Annotated in this window: 18 protein-coding genes and 1 pseudogene; 12 read left to right on the plus strand and 7 right to left on the minus strand. The window is 73.1% G+C overall.

Going from position 1 to position 21621, the window contains the following annotated elements:
* Nucleotides 1–74 precede the first annotated feature (74 nt).
* Together ABT129_RS02995 and ABT129_RS03000 are read right to left on the minus strand one after the other, a co-directional pair.
* Entirely contained in the window at nucleotides 75–1907 is a 1833-nt protein-coding gene (locus ABT129_RS02995; protein WP_351895784.1) for an ABC transporter ATP-binding protein, read from the minus strand.
* Nucleotides 1904–3712, minus strand: a complete 1809-nt coding sequence (locus ABT129_RS03000) for an ABC transporter ATP-binding protein (RefSeq protein WP_351895787.1) — start codon at nucleotides 3710–3712, stop codon at nucleotides 1904–1906. Before ABT129_RS03000 ends, ABT129_RS02995 begins: the two co-directional genes overlap by 4 nt.
* Before the next feature lie 47 nt (nucleotides 3713–3759).
* Between ABT129_RS03000 and ABT129_RS03005 the strand changes: the two are divergent.
* Nucleotides 3760–3900: pseudogene (locus ABT129_RS03005) on the plus strand (response regulator transcription factor); the annotation flags it as partial.
* A gap of 29 nt (nucleotides 3901–3929) precedes the next feature.
* A complete protein-coding gene (locus ABT129_RS03010; RefSeq protein ID WP_351895789.1) occupies nucleotides 3930–4901 on the plus strand; it encodes an AraC-like ligand-binding domain-containing protein in 972 nt (323 codons plus the stop codon).
* Between the two features lie 193 nt (nucleotides 4902–5094).
* On the opposite strand, the gene glgX is transcribed toward ABT129_RS03010, so the two are convergent.
* On the minus strand, nucleotides 5095–7296 hold the full coding sequence (gene glgX / locus ABT129_RS03015) for a glycogen debranching protein GlgX (RefSeq protein ID WP_351895791.1): 2202 nt from the start codon (nucleotides 7294–7296) through the stop codon (nucleotides 5095–5097).
* Nucleotides 7297–7460: 164 nt separating this feature from the next.
* Here glgX and ABT129_RS03020 point away from each other — a divergent pair, with 164 nt between their 5' ends.
* The 8 genes from ABT129_RS03020 to ABT129_RS03055 all read left to right on the plus strand — a co-directional run bounded on the left by ABT129_RS03020 (nucleotide 7461) and on the right by ABT129_RS03055 (nucleotide 15279).
* The gene (locus ABT129_RS03020; RefSeq protein ID WP_502981633.1) at nucleotides 7461–8678 is read left to right on the plus strand and encodes a L,D-transpeptidase; all 1218 of its coding nucleotides are present in this window, start codon (nucleotides 7461–7463) and stop codon (nucleotides 8676–8678) included.
* A gap of 187 nt (nucleotides 8679–8865) precedes the next feature.
* Complete coding sequence (locus ABT129_RS03025; protein WP_351895794.1) at nucleotides 8866–10125, plus strand: L,D-transpeptidase; 1260 nt, start codon at nucleotides 8866–8868, stop codon at nucleotides 10123–10125.
* Nucleotides 10126–10244: 119 nt separating this feature from the next.
* Nucleotides 10245–11012, plus strand: coding sequence for an enoyl-CoA hydratase/isomerase family protein (locus ABT129_RS03030; RefSeq protein ID WP_351895796.1), 768 nt, complete (start codon nucleotides 10245–10247; stop codon nucleotides 11010–11012).
* Nucleotides 11013–11124: 112 nt separating this feature from the next.
* Nucleotides 11125–11631, plus strand: a complete 507-nt coding sequence (locus ABT129_RS03035; protein WP_351895798.1) for an ATP-binding protein — start codon at nucleotides 11125–11127, stop codon at nucleotides 11629–11631.
* Nucleotides 11632–12055: 424 nt separating this feature from the next.
* Nucleotides 12056–12820, plus strand: coding sequence for a polysaccharide deacetylase family protein (locus tag ABT129_RS03040; protein ID WP_351895801.1), 765 nt, complete (start codon nucleotides 12056–12058; stop codon nucleotides 12818–12820).
* A gap of 38 nt (nucleotides 12821–12858) precedes the next feature.
* Nucleotides 12859–14055 (plus strand): YncE family protein, encoded by a 1197-nt coding sequence (locus ABT129_RS03045; protein WP_351895803.1) that lies wholly within the window; start codon nucleotides 12859–12861, stop codon nucleotides 14053–14055.
* A gap of 59 nt (nucleotides 14056–14114) precedes the next feature.
* Nucleotides 14115–14330 carry an EF-hand domain-containing protein gene (locus tag ABT129_RS03050; RefSeq protein ID WP_351895805.1) on the plus strand — a complete coding sequence of 72 codons (216 nt, stop codon included), beginning with the start codon at nucleotides 14115–14117 and terminating at the stop codon, nucleotides 14328–14330.
* A gap of 688 nt (nucleotides 14331–15018) precedes the next feature.
* The gene (locus ABT129_RS03055) at nucleotides 15019–15279 is read left to right on the plus strand and encodes a hypothetical protein (RefSeq protein WP_351895807.1); all 261 of its coding nucleotides are present in this window, start codon (nucleotides 15019–15021) and stop codon (nucleotides 15277–15279) included.
* 34 nt (nucleotides 15280–15313) lie between these two features.
* Here ABT129_RS03055 and ABT129_RS03060 read toward each other — a convergent pair whose 3' ends face one another.
* On the minus strand, nucleotides 15314–16300 hold the full coding sequence (locus tag ABT129_RS03060; protein WP_351895810.1) for a helix-turn-helix transcriptional regulator: 987 nt from the start codon (nucleotides 16298–16300) through the stop codon (nucleotides 15314–15316).
* Nucleotides 16301–16462: 162 nt separating this feature from the next.
* Here ABT129_RS03060 and ABT129_RS03065 point away from each other — a divergent pair, with 162 nt between their 5' ends.
* Complete coding sequence (locus tag ABT129_RS03065; protein ID WP_351895812.1) at nucleotides 16463–16990, plus strand: hypothetical protein; 528 nt, start codon at nucleotides 16463–16465, stop codon at nucleotides 16988–16990.
* Between the two features lie 49 nt (nucleotides 16991–17039).
* On the plus strand, nucleotides 17040–17645 hold the full coding sequence (locus tag ABT129_RS03070; protein WP_187623151.1) for a response regulator transcription factor: 606 nt from the start codon (nucleotides 17040–17042) through the stop codon (nucleotides 17643–17645).
* A 113-nt stretch (nucleotides 17646–17758) separates the two neighbouring features.
* Here the strand turns inward: ABT129_RS03070 and ABT129_RS03075 are convergent, their stop codons facing one another.
* From ABT129_RS03075 to ABT129_RS03085, 3 genes are read right to left on the minus strand one after another with little or no spacing between them, the layout of a single operon-like run.
* Entirely contained in the window at nucleotides 17759–18874 is a 1116-nt protein-coding gene (locus ABT129_RS03075; protein ID WP_351895816.1) for a 3-dehydroquinate synthase II family protein, read from the minus strand.
* Entirely contained in the window at nucleotides 18846–19814 is a 969-nt protein-coding gene (locus ABT129_RS03080; RefSeq protein ID WP_351895818.1) for a 2-amino-3,7-dideoxy-D-threo-hept-6-ulosonate synthase, read from the minus strand. Before ABT129_RS03080 ends, ABT129_RS03075 begins: the two co-directional genes overlap by 29 nt.
* Nucleotides 19811–21616 (minus strand): class I adenylate-forming enzyme family protein, encoded by a 1806-nt coding sequence (locus ABT129_RS03085; protein WP_351895821.1) that lies wholly within the window; start codon nucleotides 21614–21616, stop codon nucleotides 19811–19813. The genes ABT129_RS03080 and ABT129_RS03085 overlap by 4 nt, the downstream gene beginning before the upstream one ends.
* Between the last annotated feature and the right edge of the window lie 5 nt (nucleotides 21617–21621).

Genomic DNA, 21621 nt, shown 5'->3' on the forward strand with positions numbered 1-21621 from the left:
GGCGGAATGCCGACGCCGGGCCCGCCCGCGCGTGGTGCGGTGGGAGCCGCCCCGGCCCCCACCGCCGTCGTGCGTCAGCCCACCAGGCTCTCGCGCCAGGCCCGGTGCAGCCCCGCGTAGTGGCCCTCGCCGGAGACGAGCGCCGAGGGCGGGCCGTCCTCGACGATCCGGCCCGCCTCCATGACGAGGACCCGGTCCGCCACCTCGACCGTGGAGAGGCGGTGGGCGATCACCACCGCCGTACGGCCGGCCAGGACCGTGTCCATCGCCTGCTGCACCGCCCGCTCTCCCGGTACGTCCAGGGAGCTGGTCGCCTCGTCGAGGATCAGGACCGCCGGGTCCGCCAGGAGCGCGCGGGCGAACGCCACCAGTTGGCGCTGGCCGGCGGAGATGCGGCCGCCGCGCTTGCGGACGTCCGTGTCGTAGCCGTCCGGGAGGCCGGTGATGAAGGCGTGCGCGCCGATGGCGCGGGCCGCCGCCTCGATCTCCTCCCGGGTCGCGTCCGGGCGGCCGATCGCGATGTTGTCGGCGATCGTTCCCGAGAAGAGGAACGCCTCCTGCGTGACCATGACGACGCCCCGGCGGAGTTCCGGGGTGGACAGGTCACGGAGGTCCACGCCGTCGAGCCGGACCTCGCCGTCCGTGGGGTCGTAGAAGCGGGCGAGGAGCTTGGCGAGGGTCGACTTGCCCGCGCCCGTCGCGCCCACCACGGCGACCGTCTGGCCCGGCGGGATCGTCAGGTCGAAGGCGGGGAGGATCTCGCCGCCCGTGCGGTAGGCGAAGCGGACCCCGTCGAAGACGACCTCGCGGCCCGGGGTCCCGGTGCGGCCGGGGAGCTCCCTGGGCGCCGTCGTCTCCGGTACGCCCGGTTCCTGGGCCAGCAGACCCGCGATCTTGGTGAGGGACGCCGCCGCCGACTCGTACGAGTTGAGGAACATGCCCAGGCGGTCGATCGGGTCGTACAGGCGCCGCATGTACAGCACCGCCGCCGCCAGGACGCCCAGTTCCAGGGAGCCCGAGGCCACCCGGTAGGCGCCCCACAGGCACATGCCGGCGACCGCCGTGTTCGCGACGAGCCGTGAGCCGACGACGTAGCGGGCCATCTCCAGGAGCGCGTCGCCGTTGCTGCGCTCGTGGCGGTGGTTGAGCGCCGCGAACTCGGTCTCGTTCACCCGCTCCCGGCGGAACGCCCGGACGGGGCGGATGCCGTTCATCGTCTCCGCGAACTTCACGATCACGCCCGCGATGGCCGTGGAACGCTCGGCGTAGACCGCTCCCGCCCGCTTCCGGTAGAGGCGCACCAGGAGGTACAGGGGGAGGAAGGAGGCGACCGCCACCGCGCCGATGCCCAGGTCCAGCCAGAGGAGGATGACGGAGATCGACGCGAAGGAGAGCACCACGCCGATCAGTTCCTGGAGGCCCTCGGAGAGGAGTTCCCGCAGCGACTCGACGTCCGTCGTCGAGCGGGAGATCAGCCGGCCCGAGGTGTAGCGCTCGTGGAAGTCGACGCTGAGGATCTGGGCGTGGCGGAAGATCCGGCCGCGCAGGTCGAGGAGGACGTCCTGGTTGATCCGGGCCGCCCCGCGGACGAAGGCGTACTGGAGGACGCCCGAGAGCGCCGCGCAGAGGAGATAGCCGAGCCCCACCGCGACGACCGGTCCGTGGTCGCCGGCGCGGAACGCAGGGACGCCCCGGTCGATCGCGTAGGCGACGAGGAGCGGGCCCGCCTGGACCGCTCCCTCCTTGACGAGCAGGACCAGGGCGGCGACGGTGACGCGGGCCCGGTGCGTGGCCAGGAGCGAACGCAGCAGGGCGCCCGTCGCCCCGCGGGGTGCGGGCAGGTCGTCGCGGTCGAAGGGGTCGCCGTCCGTGGCCCGCTGCCCGGGGAGCGTGGTGGTGTCCGTCATCGGTTCCCGTCCTCGGCCTTGCCTTCGCCGGACATCAGCCAGGCGTACTCCTCGCTGCTCCGCAGCAGCTCCTGATGGGTGCCGACGGCCGCGATCCGGCCCTCGGACAGCAGCGCCACCCGGTCGGCCAGCATCACGGTCGACGGGCGGTGCGCCACGACCAGTGCCGTCGTCTCCCGCAGGACCTCCCGCAGGGCCGCCTCGACGCGTGCCTCCGTGTGGACGTCGAGGGCGGAGAGCGGGTCGTCCAGGACCAGGAAGCGGGGGCGGCCGACGACCGCCCGTGCCAGGGCGAGCCGCTGGCGCTGGCCGCCGGAGAGGCTCAGGCCCTGCTCGCCGACCTGGGTCGCGGCGCCCTCGGGCAGCCGGTCGACGAAGCCGTCGGCCTGGGCCACGCCCAGGGCGCGCCGCAGCTCCGGGTCGCCCGCCGTCCCGTCGGTGCCCATGAGGACGTTCTCCCCGACGCTGGCGGAGAAGAGGGTGGGCTCCTCGAAGGCCATCGACACCAGGGACCGCAGCCGCTCGCGCTCCATCCGGGCGATGTCCTCGCCGTCGAGCAGGATGCGGCCGCCGGACGCCTCGTGCAGTCGCGGTACGAGGGCGGTGAGCGTGGTCTTGCCGGAGCCGGTGCCGCCGACCAGGGCCAGCGTCTCGCCGGGGCGGATGTGCAGGTCGATGCCGTCCAGGACGGGCGGGGAGCCCTCCGGGGCGTCCGGGTAGCGGAACGTCACGCCTTCGAAGCGCACACCGGCGGGGCCGTCCGCGGCGTCCGTCCCCGCGGGGGTGTCCGGTTCCTCCTCGGCGTCCATCACCTCGAAGTACCGTTCCGTCGCGGTCGCCGCCTCCTGGCTCATCGCGAGCAGGAAGCCGATCGACTCCACCGGCCAGCGCAGCGCCAGCGCCGTCGACAGGAACGCGACGAGCGTGCCCGCCGACAGGTCCCCGTCCGCGACCTGTACGGTGCCGAGCACCAGGGCCGCGCCGATGGCCAGTTCGGGGACGACGGTGATGACCGCCCAGATCATGGCGAGCAGGCGGGCCTTGACCAGCTCCGTGCCGCGCAGCCCGTCGGCCAGCTCGCGGAAGGCCTTCGCCTGGCTGCGGTGGCGGCCGAAGCCCTTGACGATGCGGATGCCGAGGACGCTCTCCTCGACGACCGTCGTCAGATCGCCCACCTGGTCCTGCGCGCGGCGCGCCACCGTGCCGTACTTGCCCTCGAAGATCGAGCAGACGATCACCAGGGGGATGACGGGCGTGAGGAGGACGAGCCCGAGGGACCAGTCCTGGGCGAGCAGCAGGACGTAACCCGCGAGGATCGTCACCCCGTTGACCAGGAGGAACGTCAGCGGGAAGGCCAGGAACATCCGGACCAGCATCAGGTCGGTCGTGCCGCGCGAGAGCAGCTGCCCGGACGCCCACCGGTCGTGGAAGGCGATCGGCAGCCGCTGCAGCCTGCCGTACAGGTCGGCCCGCATCCGTGCCTCGACGCCGGAGAGCGGCCGGGCCACCAGCCAGCGCCGGTACCCGAAGAGCAGCGCCTCGGCGATGCCGAGCAGCAGCAGGTAGAGGGCGCCCAGCCACACCCCGCCCGGGTCCCGGTCCGCGACGGGGCCGTCGACCAGCCACTTCAGGACGAGCGGGATCACGAGCGACAGACAGGAGGCGACGATCGCGACGACCGCGGCGGTGAACAGACGCCCCCGCACGGGCCGCACGTACGGCCACAGACGGAGCAGCACCCGCACCGCGGAGCGGTCGGGGGCGTCGGGGGCGGGGGGCTCTGGGGCGACAGGTTTCTCGGGCATCAGGCCCGACCATACGGTTCACCACTGACACGTCTCATCCGGTTTTCCGGCCGGCCGCCGCCGAGCTCTTCATCAGCGAGGCCACCGTCGAGACCCGCCTCACCCACATCTATGGCAAGTTGGGGGTCAAGGACCGGGCGGCCGCCGTCGCCGCCGGTTACGACCGGGGGATCCTGGGCCGCTGCTGAGCGCGGGCCGGGGGACGGAGGGCATTCCCGTGCGCGTCCACCGCATCAGCACCGAGGACCTGCCGGCCCGCGAACGCTTCGGGTACTGGCACGACATGACGGCCGCCGCCCTCATCCCCACCGTCATGGGCAGCGAGCACGCCGGGGACTTCCGGGCCGAGGCGCACACCCTCGACCTCGGCGCCGCCCAGGTCACCGCCCTGCGCTACCCGCCGCTGACCACCCGCCGCACACCCCGGCTGATCAGCCGCGCCGACCCCGGCTACCACCAGCTCTCGCTCACGCTGAGCGGGGAGATGGCGATCTCCCAGGCCGGACGGGACAACGTCTTCCGCGCGGGGGACCTCACCGTCTACGACTCCTCGCTGCCCTTCGACGGCGCCACCCGGCACCCCGGCGGCCGGCTCGACCACATCGTCGTCCAGTTCCCCAAGGCGCTCCTGCCGCTGCCCGCCCGCGAGGCCGAGCGGCTCGTCGCGCTCCGGATCCCCGGCGACACCGGGTTCGGCGCCCTGCTCGCCCCGTTCCTCGTGCGGCTCGCCGCCGACCCGGGGGCCTTCGGGCCCGGGGACGGGCCGCGCCTGACGACCGTGCTCCTCGACCTGCTCGCGGGCGCCGCCGCCGCACGGCTGGACGCCGACACCGCGCCCGAACCGGAGAGCCGCCGCCGGGCCCTCTTCCTGCGCACCCAGGACTTCGTACGCCGCCGCCTCTCCGACCCCGACCTCGCCCCGGGCACCGTCGCCGCCGCCCACCACATCTCGGTGCGCTACCTCCACCGGCTCTACCAGGACCACGGCCTCACCGTCGCCGGCTGGATCCGCGACGAGCGGCTCGCCCGCGCGGCCCGCGACCTCGCCGACCCCGCGCAGCACGGCACCCCCGTCCGGGCCGTCGCCGCCCGCTGGGGCTTCCGCCACCACGCCGCCTTCAGCCGGGCCTTCCGCACGGCCCACGGGCACAGCCCCAGCGAGCACCGGGAGTGCGCGCAGGGTCAATGAGCCGTGCGCCGGAGGCCAACGACACCGCCCGGCGCCCGGCCGAGACTGATCGCACACGCGGTCCGTCGCACGGGGGAGGTCACGGCGGGCCGCGGCACGGGTGCCCGTGCGGGCCGCGCCCCGGCCCGCGGGGGAAGCACACCCTCGGCCCCGCCCGGCCACCGCCGTCGCGCCGCGGTGGCCGGGCCGGGGCTCACCCCGCGACCCGCAGCAGGACCATCGACCGCGCCCCCACCGTGAGCGTCCCGCCGCCCCGGTGGAGCGTCCCCGGGGGGTGCGACTGGTCCTCGCGGGCCGTGTCGACGACCAGTTCGTACGTCTGCGCCCACGGCGCTCCCGGGAGGCGGAAGTCGAGCGGCCGGTGGCCCGCGTGGAGGACGGCGAGGAAGCTGTCGTCGGTGATCTGCTCGCCCCGCTCGTCCCGGCCCGGTATGTCACGGCCCGACAGGTAGAGGCCGAGCGTGGCCGTGGGCGCGTACCAGTCGGGCTCCGTCATCTCGGCGCCCTCCGAGGTGAACCAGGCCAGGTCGCGCAGGCCGTCCGTGCCCTGGGGACGGCCGGAGAAGAAGGCGCGGCGGCGCAGGACCGGGTGGTGGTGGCGGAGGGCGAGCAGCCGGCGGGTGAGGGCGAGGAGCTGGGCCCGCCCGGGGTCGTCCGGGAGGGTCCAGTCGATCCAGCCGGTCTCGTTGTCCTGGCAGTAGGCGTTGTTGTTGCCGCCCTGGGTGCGGCCCATCTCGTCGCCGGCGACGAGCATCGGGACCCCGGTGGAGAGGAGGAGGGTGGTGAGGAGGTTGCGCTGCTGGCGCAGGCGCAGCGCGTTCACCCCGGGGTCGTCGGTCTCGCCCTCCACCCCGCAGTTCCAGGAGCGGTTGTCGTGGGTGCCGTCGCGGTTGCCCTCGCCGTTGGCCTCGTTGTGCTTGCGCTCGTACGTGACGAGGTCCCGCAGGGTGAAGCCGTCGTGCGCGGTGACGAAGTTGACGGAGGCGTAGGGCCGGCGCCCGCCCCAGGCGTACAGGTCGCTGGAGCCGGAGAGCCGGTAGCCGAGGTCCCGTACGTCGGGGAGCGCGCCGCGCCAGAAGTCCCGTACGGCGTCCCGGTATCGGTCGTTCCACTCGGTCCACAGCGGGGGGAAGGCGCCGACCTGGTAGCCGCCGTTGCCCACGTCCCACGGTTCGGCGATGAGCTTGACCCGGCGGAGCACCGGGTCCTGGGCGATCACGGCGAGGAACGGGGAGAGCATGTCGACGTCGTGCATGGAGCGGGCCAGCGCCGCCGCCAGGTCGAAGCGGAAGCCGTCCACGCCCATCTCCGTCACCCAGTACCGCAGGCTGTCGGTGATCAGCCGCAGCACCTGCGGCTGTACGACGTGCAGGGTGTTGCCGCAGCCCGTGTAGTCGGTGTAGCGGCGGGCGTCCGACGGGAGCCGGTAGTAGCCCCGGTTGTCGATGCCCTTCAGGGAGAGGGTGGGGCCACGCTCGCCCGCCTCCGCCGTGTGGTTGTAGACGACGTCGAGGATGACCTCGATCCCGGCCGCGTGCAGCGCCCGCACCATCCGTTTGAACTCGCCGACCTGCTGCCCGGCGGTCCCCGAGGACGAGTAGCCGGCGTGCGGGGCGAAGTAGCCGATCGAGTTGTAGCCCCAGTGGTTGCGCAGCCCGCGTCGCAGGAGGTGGTCCTCGTGCGCGAACTGGTGCACCGGCAGCAGCTCCACCGCCGTCACCCCGAGCTGTACGAGGTGCTCGATCGCCGCCGGGTGCGCGAGGCCCGCGTAGGTGCCCCGGAGGTGCTCGGGGATGCCCGGGTGGAGCCGGGTGAAGCCCTTCACGTGCAGCTCGTAGATGACCGAGTCCTGCCAGGGCGTCTTGGGTCTGCGGTCGTCGGACCAGTCGTCGTCGTCCTGGACGACGACCCCCTTCGGGACGTGCGGGGCGGAGTCCCGCTCGTCGCGGACGGTGTCGGCCACGTGCTGCTGCGGCCAGTCCCGCACGTGCCCGTACACCTCGGGCGGCAGGGTGAAGTCGCCGTCCACGGCCCGCGCGTACGGATCGAGGAGCAGCTTCGCCGGGTTCCAGCGGGCGCCCGTCCAGGGGTCCCAGCGGCCGTGCACCCGGTAGCCGTACCGCTGTCCGGCCCCGATCCCGGGCACGAAGCCGTGCCAGATCTCGTGCGTCAGCTCGGTCAGCGGCAGCCGTACCTCCGTCCCGTCAGGGTCGAAGAGGCACAGCTCCACGGCCTCCGCCCCGCCCGCCCACAGGGCGAAGTTGGTGCCCGCGACCCCGTCGGGCCCCACCCGGCAGCGCGCGCCGAGCGGCGTCGGCGCCCCCGGCCACACCGGTGGCCCGGCCCGCTCCGGGGCATGCTTCGGTACCGCCTCCTGCTCGGCTGCGCTCGTCACCGTCCCGGCCTCCCGCGGCTCGTCGGGCCCGAACGCGGGGGAGCGGCGGCGTCCCTGCCGCCGCGCCCGCGCGTGGTCCTCCCCCTGTTCTGCCCGCAGGGCCGTCCTCCCAACATGACCCGCACGCACGTTTCCCCTGGAGGGTGGCCGTCGTTGGGCCGAGCGTGACACTTGTATGGAAGCGGGCGAGGCACGCCCTCGCGGTGGCGGGACTGATGGCGGGCCTCGTGGGCTGCACGGCGTCGGGCGGCGGTGGCGGCATCGGAGTCGCCCTGCCGGGCAAGGCACGGGCTCCCGGTGACGTCATTCTGGTCAGCCCGGAGGACGGCAGCCGCGGGGTGCCGGCCGAGGGCCCGGTCGAGGTGAAGGTGGACAGCGGCCGGCTCGAACGGGTGACCGTGGTCCAGGTGGAGGACGCCCAGCGGACCGAGGTCGCGGGGGAGATCTCCGCGGACGGGCTGCGCTGGCGCCCCCGGGCGGAGTCCCGGCTCGCGCTCGCCGCGAAGTACAGCGTGGACGCGGTCGCGCTCGACGCCCACGGGCGCCGCTCGGCCCGGCACACCACCTTCACCACCGTGGTGCCCGAGAGCCGCTTCATCGGCTACTTCAAACCGGAGAACCGTTCCACGGTCGGCGTCGGCATGATCGTCTCCTTCGGCTTCAACCTGCCGATCGAGAACCGGGCCGAGGTCGAGCGCGCCATCCGGATCACCTCGGTGCCGCCGGTGGAGGTCGTCGGCCACTGGTTCGGCAAGGAGCGGCTCGACTTCCGCCCCGCCACCTACTGGCGACCGGGCACCCGGGTCACCGTCGAACTCGGTCTGCGCGACGTCGAGGGGGCGCCCGGCGTCTACGGCATCCAGCGCAAGACGGTCGGCTTCACCGTCGGCCGCTCCCAGGTCTCCCTGGTGGACGCCGCCGCCCACACCATGGAGGTCAGGCGGAACGGCGAACTCCTCACCACGATCCCGATCACCGCGGGAGCGCCGAAGACCACCACGTACAACGGCAGGATGGTCGTCACCGAGCTGTACGACGTGACGCGGATGGACGGCCGGACGGTCGGCTTCGGCGGCGAGTACGACATCAAGGACGTGCCGCACGCCATGCGGCTCACCGAGTCGGGGACCTTCCTCCACGGCAACTACTGGGCCTCGCCGGAGACGTTCGGCTCCGCCAACGTCAGCCACGGCTGCGTCGGGCTCCGCGACGACAAGGGCGGCAGCACCGAGTCGCCGGCGGGCTGGTTCTTCGAGCGGACCCTCGTCGGCGACGTGGTGGAGGTGGTCAACTCCCAGGACCGCAAGGTCGCTCCCGACAACGGCCTCGGAGGCTGGAACATGGAGTGGAACCTCTGGAAGGCCGGCTCGGCGCTGCGCTGACCCCTCCGTCTCCCCCGCACCACCCGCCGCTTCCGCCCTCTTACCAGGTCGATCGGGACGGAACGGTGACATTCACGAGGATCTTTCGTGTCCTGCGGTGTGATTATCTAGCGCCGTGTGCGCGAGTGAATGCGCACGGGGGTGGGGCCGTGGCGGTTGCCAGGCCGTGCGAGGGGAGACGACCACAGTGAACGGGCAGCCGATATCGGGGGCATCGGTAGGGGCGACGGGGCGGCGCGGCCGGCGACGCGGGGGCGTCCGGCTGACGGCCCTGGCGACGGGGGCGATGCTCCTGGCGCTCACCGCCTGCGGCGGCGGCGGGACGCCGGCCGGTACGGGGGGCAAGGGACCGGCCGCCGAGGGCGGCGGCCAGGGGAACGCGGCCTCCCAGGCGGTCGTGACGATCCTTCCGAAGGACGGCGCCGACTCGGTCGCCACCAGCGGGGCCCTCAAGGTCACCGCGGCGCAGGGCAAGCTGAGCACGGTCACGGTCGCCGACTCCAAGGGCACCGCGGTCGAGGGGAAGATCGCCGCGGACGGCGCCAGCTGGACGCCCACCGCCCACCTCGCCGGTGGCACCCAGTACAAGGTCCACGCCGTCGCGAAGGACGCCGAGGGCCGCGAGTCGGCGAAGGACACCACCTTCACGACCCTCGTCCCGAAGAACACCTTCATCGGCCACTACACGCCGGAGGACGGTTCGACCGTCGGCGTCGGCATGCCGGTGTCCATCAACTTCACCCGGGGCATCACCGACCCCGAGGCCGTCGAGAAGGCCATCAAGGTGACGGCCGTGCCGTCCGTGCCGATCGAGGGCCACTGGTTCGGCAACGACCGCCTGGACTTCCGCCCGGAGAACTACTGGGCCGCCGGCACCAAGGTGACCGTGCACCTCAACCTGGACGGCGTCGAGGGCCGCCCGGGCGTCTACGGCAAGCAGAAGAAGACGGTCACCTTCACCATCGGCCGCCGTCAGGTCTCCACCGTCGACGCGAGCGCCAAGACGATGAAGATCGAGCGCGACGGGAAGATCATCAAGACGATCCCGATCACCGCGGGCGCGCCGTCCACGACCACGTACAACGGTCAGATGGTCATCAGCGAGAAGTACAAGGTGACCCGCATGAACGGGGCCACGGTCGGCTTCGGCGGCGAGTACGACATCAAGGACGTGCCGCACGCGATGCGCCTGTCCACCTCCGGCACCTTCGTGCACGGCAACTACTGGGCCTCGGCCGGCACCTTCGGCTCCTCCAACGTCAGCCACGGCTGCGTCGGCCTCCAGGACGCGCGGGGCGCGGGCGACAGCTCGATGCCGGCCGCCTGGTTCTACGACCGCTCGATCATCGGTGACGTGGTCGTCGTGAAGAACTCGAAGGACAAGCAGATCAAGCCGGACAACGGCCTCAACGGCTGGAACATGGACTGGTCGGAGTGGATCGCCTAGGTCCCGCCCGACCGCCCGCGTGACGGGGGCCCGGTGCTGTGAGCAACAGCACCGGGCCCCCGCGCGTGCGTGTCCTCCGGGGGGAAGCCCCCCGGACCCCCCGCCACTAACCTTCCCCCATGACTGTGAACCTCGAAGTCGCCGAAGGCGTCGGCACGATCCGCCTCGACCGCCCCCCGATGAACGCCCTGGACGTCGCCACCCAGGACCGGCTGCGCGAGCTGGCCCAGGAGGCCACCGACCGGGACGACGTACGGGCCGTGATCCTCTACGGCGGGGAGAAGGTGTTCGCGGCCGGCGCGGACATCAAGGAGATGCAGGCCATGGACCACGTGGCCATGGTCAAGCGCTCCCGCGCCCTCCAGGACTCCTTCACCGCCGTCGCCCGCATCCCCAAGCCGGTCGTCGCCGCCGTCACCGGGTACGCGCTCGGCGGCGGCTGCGAGCTCGCGCTCTGCGCCGACTACCGGATCGCCGCCGACAACGCGAAGCTGGGCCAGCCGGAGATCCTGCTCGGCCTGATCCCCGGCGCCGGCGGCACCCAGCGCCTCTCCCGGCTCGTCGGCCCCTCCAAGGCCAAGGACCTCATCTTCACCGGCCGGATGGTCAAGGCGGACGAGGCCCTGGCCCTGGGCCTGGTCGACCGGGTCGTCCCGGCCGCCGAGGTGTACGAGCAGGCGCACGCCTGGGCCGCCAGGCTGGCGCAGGGCCCGGCGGTCGCCCTGCGGGCCGCGAAGGAGGCGATCGACCAGGGGCTGGAGGCCGACATCGACACCGGTCTCGCCATCGAGCGCACCTGGTTCGCGGGTCTGTTCGCGACCGAGGACCGCGAGCGCGGGATGCGCAGCTTCGTCGAGGAGGGGCCGGGCAAGGCGAAGTTCGTCTGAGCCCCCGGCGCGCCGGGGGCGCGCGGGCCCGCGCCGTGACAGACGTCCCTTGTGGGGGCCGATTCCACCGGAACGGCCCCCGCGGACACGTCCGTGCGGCCATGATGGGGGCATGGCGGGCCTGGAGGGTAGGGAACAACCGTGGCAGCGCGCAAGCGCCGCCGCCTCGCGGTGGTCACCGGCCGCGGACGACGAACAGGCCGCCGAAGCAGTGGAGTTGTACGGCAACCCGGCCGAGGAGGATGTCCGGCTGCCGTCCCGGCCCGAATCCGCGTGGGTGGCCCGCAGGCTCACCCAGCACGTCGTGATGCGGCAGTGGGCGCTGGGCCCGCAGATCGCCGAGCACGCGGTCCTGCTCGTCTCGGAGCTCGTCGGGAACGCGGTCCGGCACACCGGCGCCCGGGTCTTCGCGCTGAGGCTGCAGCGGCGGCGCGGCTGGATCAGGGTCGAGGTGCGCGACCCCTCGCGCGGGCTGCCCTGTCTGATGCCGGTCCACGAGCTCGACATCAGCGGCCGGGGCCTCTTCCTCGTCGACAAGCTCTCGGACCGCTGGGGCGTGGACCTCGCGCCGCGCGGCAAGACGACCTGGTTCGAGATGCGGGTCACCGACCGTCCCTGAGCGCGGCGGCCGGGTCCGTACCCCCGTCGCCCGTGTGGGCGGGGTCCTCCGCATACACGGAAGCCCCCGTGTGCCGTGGTGAGGCACGTGGGGGCTTCCGTGTGATGCGCCGTGGACGGGGGGGGTGTATCCACGGCCGCTATGTCGACCTTGCCCGGGTCAATGGGGGTCGTGTCCTCGACTATGACAGACGGGGGGCCCTACCGCCAAAAGTCCCTAGTGGGGCAAAGTGGTGCCAATGTGGACACTTTAATAGTGAATCGTTGGTGACGTGTGGCACCCACCTTGCAAACAGTGAATGGCTATGCGGTTCGTCGGGTGTTTCTCGGGCCCGTCCGCATGGTGGACATCGGAAGCGAGTCCGTAAACGTCCTGAATTGGCGTAATCGTGATGAAACGGGCATCTCCGCCCTTAAATGGTCGCGTGAAGCCGATCGACCGCCGCGGAGCCCTCCGGGCCGGAGCGGCCGCCGCCCTCGCGGGAACCCTCGCCACCGCCTGCGGCACCGACCCCCGCCCCGCCGCGCCCGCCCCCCGGCGACCCGCCCCCGCGCCCCGCGCGGCCCCCGCCCCGCGGCGCCTCCCCGGACAGCCCGCCGAGATCGACCACGGCCCCCGCGACCGGCCCCGCGTCGCCCTCACCTTCCACGGCCAGGGCGACCCCGCCCTCGCCCGGACCCTCCTCGGCCAGGCGGAGAAGGCCGGCGCCCGCGTCACCGTCCTCGCCGTCGGCAGCTGGCTCGACGCCCACCCCGACCTCGCCCGCCGCGTCCTCGACGGCGGACACGACCTCGGCAACCACACCCAGCGCCACATCGACGTCAACGCCATGACCGAGGCCGAGGCCCTCGCCGAGATCGAGGCCTGCGCCACCCGGCTGCGCCGGCTCACCGGCTCCATCGGCACCTGGTTCCGGCCCTCCCGGACCCAGCACGCCACCCCCGCCGTCCTGCGCGCCGCCCACCGCGCCGGATACCCGCACGTCCTCTCGTACGACGTCGACTCCCTCGACTTCACCTCACCCGGCGCCGACGCCGTCGTGCGCAACGTCACCGGGGCCGTCCGCCCCGGCTCCGTCGTCAGCCTGCACTTCGGCTACCCGGACACCGCCGCCGCGCTGCCCCTCCTCCTCGCCGACCTCGACCGCCGCGGACTGCGCGCGGTCACCACCACGGAGCTGCTGACCTGATGGCCCACCGCACGCAGAGACACGCCACGAGCCCCCTCATGAGCGACCCCCGCCCGGTCAGGAGGCTCACGGCGAGGACCGGGGCCCTCCTCGCCGCCGCCCTCCTCACCACGCTCGCCGGCTGCGGCGGGGACCCGGAGGACGGCGCCGCCCCGGTGAAGAAGGCCGCCGCCCCCGCCGTACCCAAGCCGGCGGCGGCCCCCGCCGGGCTCCCCGGCATGCCGCCGCCGCTCGACCCCGAGGACGTCTACGCCGCCGACCGGCCCGACAAGCTCTCCCCGGTCGTCAAGAACTTCCCGTCCCGGGTCTACGTCCCGAACACCAACTCCAACACCGTCTCCGTCATCGACCCGGCCACCTACCAGGTCGTCGAGACCATCCCCGTCGGCATCCAGCCCCAGCACGTCGTGCCCTCCTGGGACCTGAAGACCCTCTGGGTCAACAACAACCGGGGCCACACCCTCACCCCCATCGACCCCGCCACCGGCGTCGCGGGCAAGCCCGTCGAGGTCCACGACCCGTACAACCTCTACTTCACGCCCAACGGCAAGTACGCGATCGTGATGGCCTCGCTCGACCGCGAACTCGTCTTCCGCGACCCGCACACCATGGAGCGGCGCAAGACCGTCCCGGTCAGCTGCTACGGCGTCAACCACGCCGACTTCTCCGCCGACGGACGCTACTTCGTCGTCTCCTGCGAGTTCTCCGGCGAGCTGCTCAAGGTCGACACCGAGAAGATGGAGGTGATCGGCCAGCAGAAACTGCCCTTCGAGGGCGCCATGCCGCAGGACGTGAAGATCTCCCCGGACGGCAAGACCTTCTACATCGCCGACATGATGGCCCACGGCGTGTGGGTGCTGGACGGCGAGAAGTTCACCACCCCGACGCTGCTGCCCACCGGCAAGGGCGCCCACGGCCTGTACATCAGCCGGGACTCGCGCGAGATGTACATCCCCAACCGCGGCGAGGGCTCGATCTCCGTCTTCGACTTCGGGAAGGACAAGCTCACCAAGAAGTGGTGGCTGCCGGACGGCGGCTCCCCCGACATGGGAGGCGTCTCCGCCGACGGCAAGGTGCTGTGGCTGTCCGGCCGCTACGACTCCGAGGTCTACGCGATCGACACCACGAACGGGAAGCAGCTGGCCCGCATCCCGGTCGGCGGCGGCCCCCACGGCCTCGCCGTCTACCCCCAGCCGGGCCGCTACTCCCTCGGTCACACGGGCGTCTTCCGGTAGCCCCGACCGGGCCAGCTAATCTGACCCCGTCAGAGAAGCACCATGAAGGGGCGGAAGCAGTGGCGGACATCGAGTCGGCACGCACGGCATTCAACCGGTACGACGTGGACGGGGACGGCTTCATCACCGCCGCCGAGTACAAGAGCGTCATGGCGCAGCTGGGCGACTTCCACGTCACCGAGACGGTCGCCGAGGCCCTCATCAAGCAGCGCGACGACAACGGCGACGGCAGGCTGTCCTGGGACGAGTTCTGGTCCCACCTCAGCAAGGCCTGACCCACCCGCCCGGGACGGGTGCCGCAACGCAGAGTTGCCGCCCGTCCGGGGCTCCGGTGCCTTCCGTCCGGTGACGCCCCCGGACCCCCTGCCCCGCTGCCGCCGGTCCGGTGACGCCCCCCGGACCCCTCGCGCCGGTGCCGCCCGTCCGGTGACGCCCCCGGACCCCCGCCGCCCCCTCACCCCGCGATGAGCCGCCGATGGGCCACCGATGAGCGGGTGATGAGCGGGCGATGAGCCCCGGACGAGTCACCGGTGACCCGTCGACGACCGGTCGGTGACCCTCCTCCGGCTCCCCGCCGGACTCCTCCGCCCCGGGGCGGTCGGCAGCTTCCCACCACCCGGTCGCCGCCCCGTCCGCCTGGTGCGGGCGGCAACTCGTTCCGGCATGTGCCCGTGGCCGGATTACGGCCGGAGCGCGACCGGTCGGGTGCGCGCCCCCCACCTGGCCTTTTGGCCGGAAGAGAAGGGTCCGCTCGGAGCGGACCTCCGCATTTCCCGCAGGTCCCGAGGCAGCTCTTTGCCAGGCAGCTTCCTGGCCTGTCCGGAAGCGGACAGCCGGGTCCCGGCAGTGATTTCCTCTGGGTGTGCGGGCGGGACGGCCGAAAAGCCACCGGCCGCCAAGGACCTCCTGACACGCACGTACGCCGCACCCGTACCGCATCCGCACCTCGGAATGGAGACCCACATGTCCTGTCGCTCCCGCCGCGCAAGCAGTGTCCTCGCCGCCGTCGCCGCCGCCGTCCTCGGCGGTCTGCTGATGGCCTCCCCGGCCGAGGCCGCGCCCGTGGCCCCGCCGGTCGTCACCGACAGCGCCGACGACTTCGTCTGGGACCTGCCGCCCCGCCCCGGCATGCCGGGCGACCTCCCGGGCGTCTGCCTCCCCGGCCTGCCCTGCTTCCCCGACATCCCGGGCGACTTCGTCTGGGACACCACTCCGAGGGACTGACCACCATGCGTGTCACCATCGCCGCCGGACGCCGTCAGATCCACTCCCTGCGCGTCGCCTGCACCCCCGCCTCGAACCGGCTGGACGCACCGAGCCGCTCCATCAGGTCGGCCACGATCCGCCGCTCCGTCCGCACCCCGATGCCGAGCGCACGCGCCACCGCCTCGTCGGTGAGACCGCTCGCCAGGAGTTGCAGGAGCTTGCGCTCCTGTGGCGTGAGCCCACCGGGCAGCAGGGCGTCACCGGGCCCGTCGAGCGGGGTGGAGTGCTCCCAGTACGCCTCGAAGAGGGCCCGCATGGCCAGGACCACCGGCTGGCTGCTGAAGAGCAGCGCGGACGGCTGTGCCTGGCCGGGCAGTCCGGCCACGACCGCCGCCGTCGTGTCCACGATGAGGAGACGCATCGGGAGGGTCGGCGAGGTACGTATCTCGCTGCCGCGCTCCGCCATCCACTGGGCGTGACCCCGGGTCACCCGGTCGCCCGCGACGCTGTCCAGGTAGATCGTCCGGAAGCGCACACCGCGCTCCATCGCCCGCTCGTTCAGGGGCCGGCCGGCCTCCACGGACTCCGCCCTGAGCGCCTTGACCGGATGGAAGGCGAGCGACTCGTGCGTACAGGACTCGGCGAGGGCTTCGAGCCGGATGCGGATGTCGTCGACGTTGTCGAGGTGCTCCGCCCCGTCGAGACCGCCCGACGGGCCCGAGGCCGTGTACTCGGCCGCGAGGGCGGCGAGGGCGGCACGGTTCTGCTCGATCCGCTGCTGCCGCGAGGCGAGCTCGCGCTCCTCCCGCTGGAGCAGCACCTTCAGGCCGAGCGAGGGGTTCACCGCGCGCATCCGGCCCGGGGTGTCCCGGGACGGCGCGAGCAGCGAGAGGCGGGTGAGCAGGTCGAGCGCCTCCTCCACCCGCTCCGTCGTGCAGCTCAGCAACTTCGCCAGACGCTCCGGATCGTGCTCCTTGTGGAACAGGATCGCGCGGTACACGCCCAGGGTGTGCTGATCGAGTGACGAGACCTCGTCCACGTGGTGTCCCCCTTCGGACCACGGTCGTACACCGTCCCCGGCCCGGTCACAGGCGGAGACCTCAGAACCGGTGGCCCTGCTTTTTTCGTGAGCCGCCCGATTCACCCCGTTCACACGATCATCACGCTACCCGTTCGACGATCTCCTCGTAAGGGAGTTCACGTGCTCCAGACCGGATCCTCCCCGCCGCGGCTCGACGGTCTCGTCGTCCTCGTCGTCGACGCCACCACGGGTGTCGGCCGGGAGCTCACGACCCGCCTGTGCGCCGCCGGGGCGGTCGTCGCCGTCGTCGGCGCCGGCCACCCGGACCGCGGCGACGACGCCGCCACCAACGCGGCCTTCCTCTGCAAGGCGCTCACCGACGCCGGCCTGGTGGCCCTGCCGTACCGGATCGACATCGGCGATCCGGCCGAGGCCGGCCGGCTGCCCGGCCAGATCGCCGCCGACGCCGGACCGGTGGACGCCGGCGTCGTCGTCCTGCCGCCGCCGGACGCCACCGGAGAACTGACACGCGCCTTCCGCGCCGTCTCGGCCGCACTCGCGGCCGCGCTGCCGCCCGGCGCCCGGCACATCGAGCGCACGCCGGCCGCCCAGGCCGGACCGGGCACGACGACGGCGGAGGACCGCGACTGGGTCCGCTCCGTCGTCGACGGCCTGGCCGCCGACGCGGCGCGGGCGACCAGTCGCTGACCGGCGGCCCGCGAGGGCCGCCGCCACAGAAGTCACCACGGGGAGAGAGATGTCCATTCGCGTCGTCGTGGCCGGTGACCACCAACTGGTCCTGGAGGCCTTCGCCGAGACCCTGAACGGCACCAACGGCCTGGACGTCGTGGGGCTCGCCACGACGTTCGAGGCGGTGCTGCCCGCCGTCCAACGGCACCGGCCGACCGTCCTGCTGCTCGGCGAGAGCACCATGGGAGGCAAGGCGCTGCACGCGGCGACCGAGGTGCGCTCGCACCATCCGAGCTGCGGCGTGGCGCTGATGGTCGGCTCGGCCACGCCGTCCGTGGTGGACCGGGCGGTGGCCGCCGGGGCGCTCGGCGTCGTCCCCAAGACGGCCCGGCTGCCGCAGCTGATCACAACCCTGGTGGGGGTGGCGGGGGGCTGCCTCACCGTCGACCCGGGGCTGCTGCGGACCCCGGCGGCGGGGGAGACGGTGCTCAGCGTCCGCGAGACGGACGTGCTGCGGCTGACCGCCGGCGGGGCGACGGTCAAGGAGATCGCGGGCGAGCTCTACCTCGCGGCGGGGACGGTACGGAACCTCACCTCGGCGGCGATCAAGAAGCTCGGCGGCCGCAACCGGTTCGACGCGGCGCGCATCGCCGCGGAGTGCGGGCTGCTGTGAGCGCCGTACCGGGGGCGCCGGGGACGGCCGGGACCGGACGCGCGCCGGCCCCGGCACGGGGTGTGCCGGGGCGGGGCTTCACGACGTGGTGGAGCGGGGCGCTCCGTACGCTCCTACTTCTCCAGGCAGAACTCGTTGATCGGGTAGCCCACGTGACGGTCGGCCGTCGGCAGGTGCCCCAGGATGCGGTCGCCCGGCTTGAGTTCGGTGCTGTTGAGCACCGAGGCGCCGGGACCGAGGACCCGCACGTGCCAGTCGTCCTGGAGGATCAGGTTGACCGTCTGACCGCTGGGCGCGACCGCGTCGATGGAGATGAGCGGACGGGTCTCGATCTTCACCCGGCCGACGCTGACCGGCCGGGTGCGGCCGTCGACGTCGACCGCCAGGACGGAGCTGCCGGCGTGCAGCTCGCTCAGGTAGTGGGTGCGGCCGTTCTGCCCCACGGTGTACGAGTGGAGGGCGCCGGCGTTCACCCGGAACGGGCGGGTCGGCATGTACGGCAGCGGGTGGGTCTCGCTGACGCACAGGACCATGCCCTTGGAGTGGGAGCCCACCAGGATGCCCTCGTCCTTGCGGAAGTGGGTCGTGGTGTCGACGCAGGCGCGCTCGCCCATCCCGATGTGCGTGGTGGCCGTGACCTCCAGCTCGACCAGGGAGATCTCACCGCCGTGCGCGGTCGCCGCGGTCCGCAGGGCCGTCGCGTCGCCGACCTTGCGGCCCCGCATCAGGACCCCGTCCGAGCCGTGCTCCAGGACGCCGTAGAGGATCTCGGCCTCCTCGGTGTCGGCGGCCGTCGTCACGATCGAACCGGGCGCGCCCGAGGCGGCCGCGATGACGATCTCCAGCGGGATCTTCGTCGGGTCGCGGAAGTCGAGGACGCTCCACGCCTCCAGACGCGCCGCCAGGCACGCGTCCTCCAGGGTGTCGGCGTCGACGATCTCCACGTACCGCCCGAACCGGACCTCCGGGTGGGCCGCTTCGAGCTCGGCCCGCCCGTCGCGCGGACCGGGAACGATCACCACGTCGGCCTCGCCCAGGTCGGCGGGGACGGTCGGGGCGCCGTTCTCGAAGAGCAGGACCTTGCGCACGGTGGGCGGCAGACCGGCGAAGACCGCCGGGTCGGCGGCGACGATGCCGTCGATCTTCTGGTGCACGGCCTCCTCCAGGACGGCGGCGGTGGCGTCGCCGGCCTCGCGGATGTCAAGCCAGCACAGTTTGGCGTCCGTCATGATGCGGACCTCCTGTCAGGTTGTCGAGAGATGAGTCGTCGAGGTGCGGGGTGTGCGGGTCGTCGAGCGGTGTGCCGTCGAGGTGGTCGGGGGTGAGGCGTTCGCTGTGCAGCCGCTCCCGTCCGCCCGCCTCGCTGAACGGGCCGGTGGTGAAGTGCTGTTCGGGGAAGTGGTGCACGATCCGGGCCACCTTGGCCGCCAGCGCGCGCGGGTCCTTGGCCTGGAAGATGTTGCGGCCCATGGCCACCCCGCCCGCCCCTCCGGCGATGGCGTCCCTGACGTACGCGAGGACCTCCTCCTCCTTCTCCAGGGCGGGTCCGCCGGCGACGAGCACCGGCACGGGGCAGGCCGCGGTCAGGTCGAGCATCTCCGCGGTGGATCCGAGGAAGACGGTCTTGACCAGGTCCGCGCCCAGGTCGGCGGCGATCGTCACGGCGTGCGCGACGACGGCCGGGTCCCGGGGGTCGCTGATCCGCGGCCCGCGCGGGTACACCATCGCGAGCAGCGGCAGGTTCCAGCGGTCGCAGGCGTCGGCGATCCGGCCGAGGTCGCCGATCTGCTGCCGCTCGTCGTCGGAGCCGAGGTTGACGTGGACGCTGACCGCGTCCGCGCCGAGGCGCAGGGCCTCCTCGACGCCGGCGACGACGTACTTGGCATCGGGGTCGAGCGCCTGGCTGGTGCTCGCGTTGAGGTGGATGATCAGCGACATCGCGGCGAACCGCTCCGGGCTGATGTGCCGCACGCTGCCCTTGTGCACGACGACGGCGTCCGCACCGCCGGCGGCGATCCGGGCGGCGAGCTGGTCGAGCGTGGTGCCCTTCGGCACCACGGGACCGTCGTGGATCGAATGGTCGAGAGGGGTGATCATCAGGCCGGCCGTGCTGTGGCGGTAGAGCCGCCGTAGCCGCAGCGACCGGGCGAAGTGGCCGAAACCGGTCATGGAACGCCCTTTCTGGTTCGCGAGGAGGCGTGATCGGGCTGGTGACCCGGGCCGCTCGCGCGGACGGGGTCGGCCCGCGCGGTGGCTCCGCGCGGGGAGCTGAGGGCCGGTCCGCCGACGCGCGGGGCACCGGGGGTGCCCGTGGCGAGGGAGCCCGGCGGTGCGGAGGCCTCGGCGGCGAGGGAGCCCGGCGGCGCGGGGGCCCTGGTGGCGAAGGTGCCCGGCGGCCCGGAGGCCGTGGTGGCGAAGGGACCCGGCGGTGCGGTGGCCTTCGTGGTGGCGGGGTCCGGTGGCGAGACGGAGCGCAGATAGGCGCGGTCCGGTTTGCCCGAGGGGGTGAGGGGGAGCTTCGGCCAGACCGATACGCGTACCGGGGTGTGTTCCGGAGTCAGCGCCGCGGCCACGTACCCCCGCAGGTCGCAGGAGGTGTGCCCGGCCCCCGAGTACAGCTCGACGGCCGCGTGCACCTGCTCCACCCAGTCGCGGTCGCGCACCCCGAACACCGTGGCCTGACGCACCTGCGGATGGCGCATCAGCGCCTCCTCGATGGCCGCCGGGTCCAGCTTGAGCCCGCCGTGTTTGATCACGTCGCCCACCCGGCCGTCGAGCCGGAGGTAGCCGTACCGGTCCCAGTGCCCCAGGTCCCCGGTGCACAGCCAGCCGTCGCGGAAGACCGTGCCGGTGCGCTCCTCGTCGCCCAGGTAGCCGGCCGTGACGGTGGGCGAGCTGATCCAGATCTCGCCCGACACCCCCCGCTCCACCTGTGGGCCGCCGCCGGCGCCGCGGATCTCCACCCGCACCCAGGGGAAGGGGCGGCCCGCCGAGCCGAGCAGCTCGGGTTCCCGGTGGTCCAGCGGGTTCAGGCTGCTGATGCCGCCCGCCTCCGTCGTCCCGTACACCTGGATGAGCACGTCGCCGAAGAGCTCGACGGCCCGTGCCACCCGCGCCGGGGCCGCCGGGGTGCCGCTGTAGGTGATGCGGCGCAGCGACGACAACTCCGTGAGCGGGGCCGCCGGGTGGTCCAGGAGCCGGTAGAGGTGCGGGACGGCGAGGTAGACGTCGGTCACCCCGTGCCGCTCGAAGGCGTCGAGCACGTCGCCCGGTTCGAACGCGTCGTGCAGGACGACCCGCCCGCCGCTCGCGAGGACCGCGTCGGCCATCGGCGCGGTCGTGTGGCTGATCGGCGTGACGGACAGCAGCGTCGCGGGTCCCCGGGGATCGAGGCCATGGGCGAGGCGGGAGACGAGCTCCTCACGCGTGTCGTACCGCTGGGCGACCATCTTCGGCCGGCCCGTGCTCCCGCTGGTGAACTCGACGGTCGCGAGGTCGTCCGGGCGCGGTTCGGGGAGCCGGGCCGGCAGCGGTGGTGCCGCGGGTCCGGCCGCCGTCCCCCACGGGAGGGTCAGCGCGGTCACGGCCGGTACGCGGCGGGTGAGCCATGCGCCGCGCTCGGCGCTCTCGTCGTCGACGAGCAGGACCGACACCCCGAGGTCCTCCAGGAGCTGGGCCTGGGTGGCGACCGAGAAGGTCTCCGTGTCGGTCCGCGGGTTCATCGACCGTACGTACACGGAGGTGGCGCCCAGGAGATGGACGGCGTAACGGGCCCCGAGCATCGACGGCCGGTTGGGGCCGGTGAGCACGGCGACGGTGTCGCCGGGGCGGACGCCGCGGGAGTGCAGCAGGGCAGCGGTGGCCCGCACCGAGCCGGCGAGCCGGCCGGCGGTGACGGCCTCGCCGGCGCGGTGGATCACCACGCGCCCCGGGTCCTCTCCGAGAGCGTCGAGAATGCGGCGTACGTACATGGTTC

The organism is Streptomyces sp. NPDC002057, assembly GCF_040296665.1.
Lineage (GTDB): Bacteria > Actinomycetota > Actinomycetes > Streptomycetales > Streptomycetaceae > Streptomyces.

Bases quoted from the DNA above. Each gene is read 5' to 3' on its own strand.
- ABT129_RS02995 (WP_351895784.1), bottom strand. From the start codon at position 1,907: ATGACGGACACCACCACGCTCCCCGGGCAGCGGGCCACGGACGGCGAC.
- ABT129_RS03000 (WP_351895787.1), bottom strand. From the start codon at position 3,712: ATGCCCGAGAAACCTGTCGCCCCAGAGCCCCCCGCCCCCGACGCCCCC.
- ABT129_RS03030 (WP_351895796.1), top strand. From the start codon at position 10,245: ATGACTGTGAACCTCGAAGTCGCCGAAGGCGTCGGCACGATCCGCCTC.
- ABT129_RS03035 (WP_351895798.1), top strand. From the start codon at position 11,125: ATGGCGGGCCTGGAGGGTAGGGAACAACCGTGGCAGCGCGCAAGCGCC.
- ABT129_RS03045 (WP_351895803.1), top strand. From the start codon at position 12,859: ATGAGCGACCCCCGCCCGGTCAGGAGGCTCACGGCGAGGACCGGGGCC.
- ABT129_RS03055 (WP_351895807.1), top strand. From the start codon at position 15,019: ATGTCCTGTCGCTCCCGCCGCGCAAGCAGTGTCCTCGCCGCCGTCGCC.
- ABT129_RS03070 (WP_187623151.1), top strand. From the start codon at position 17,040: ATGTCCATTCGCGTCGTCGTGGCCGGTGACCACCAACTGGTCCTGGAG.
- ABT129_RS03075 (WP_351895816.1), bottom strand. From the start codon at position 18,874: ATGACGGACGCCAAACTGTGCTGGCTTGACATCCGCGAGGCCGGCGAC.
- ABT129_RS03080 (WP_351895818.1), bottom strand. From the start codon at position 19,814: ATGACCGGTTTCGGCCACTTCGCCCGGTCGCTGCGGCTACGGCGGCTC.
- ABT129_RS03085 (WP_351895821.1), bottom strand. From the start codon at position 21,616: ATGTACGTACGCCGCATTCTCGACGCTCTCGGAGAGGACCCGGGGCGC.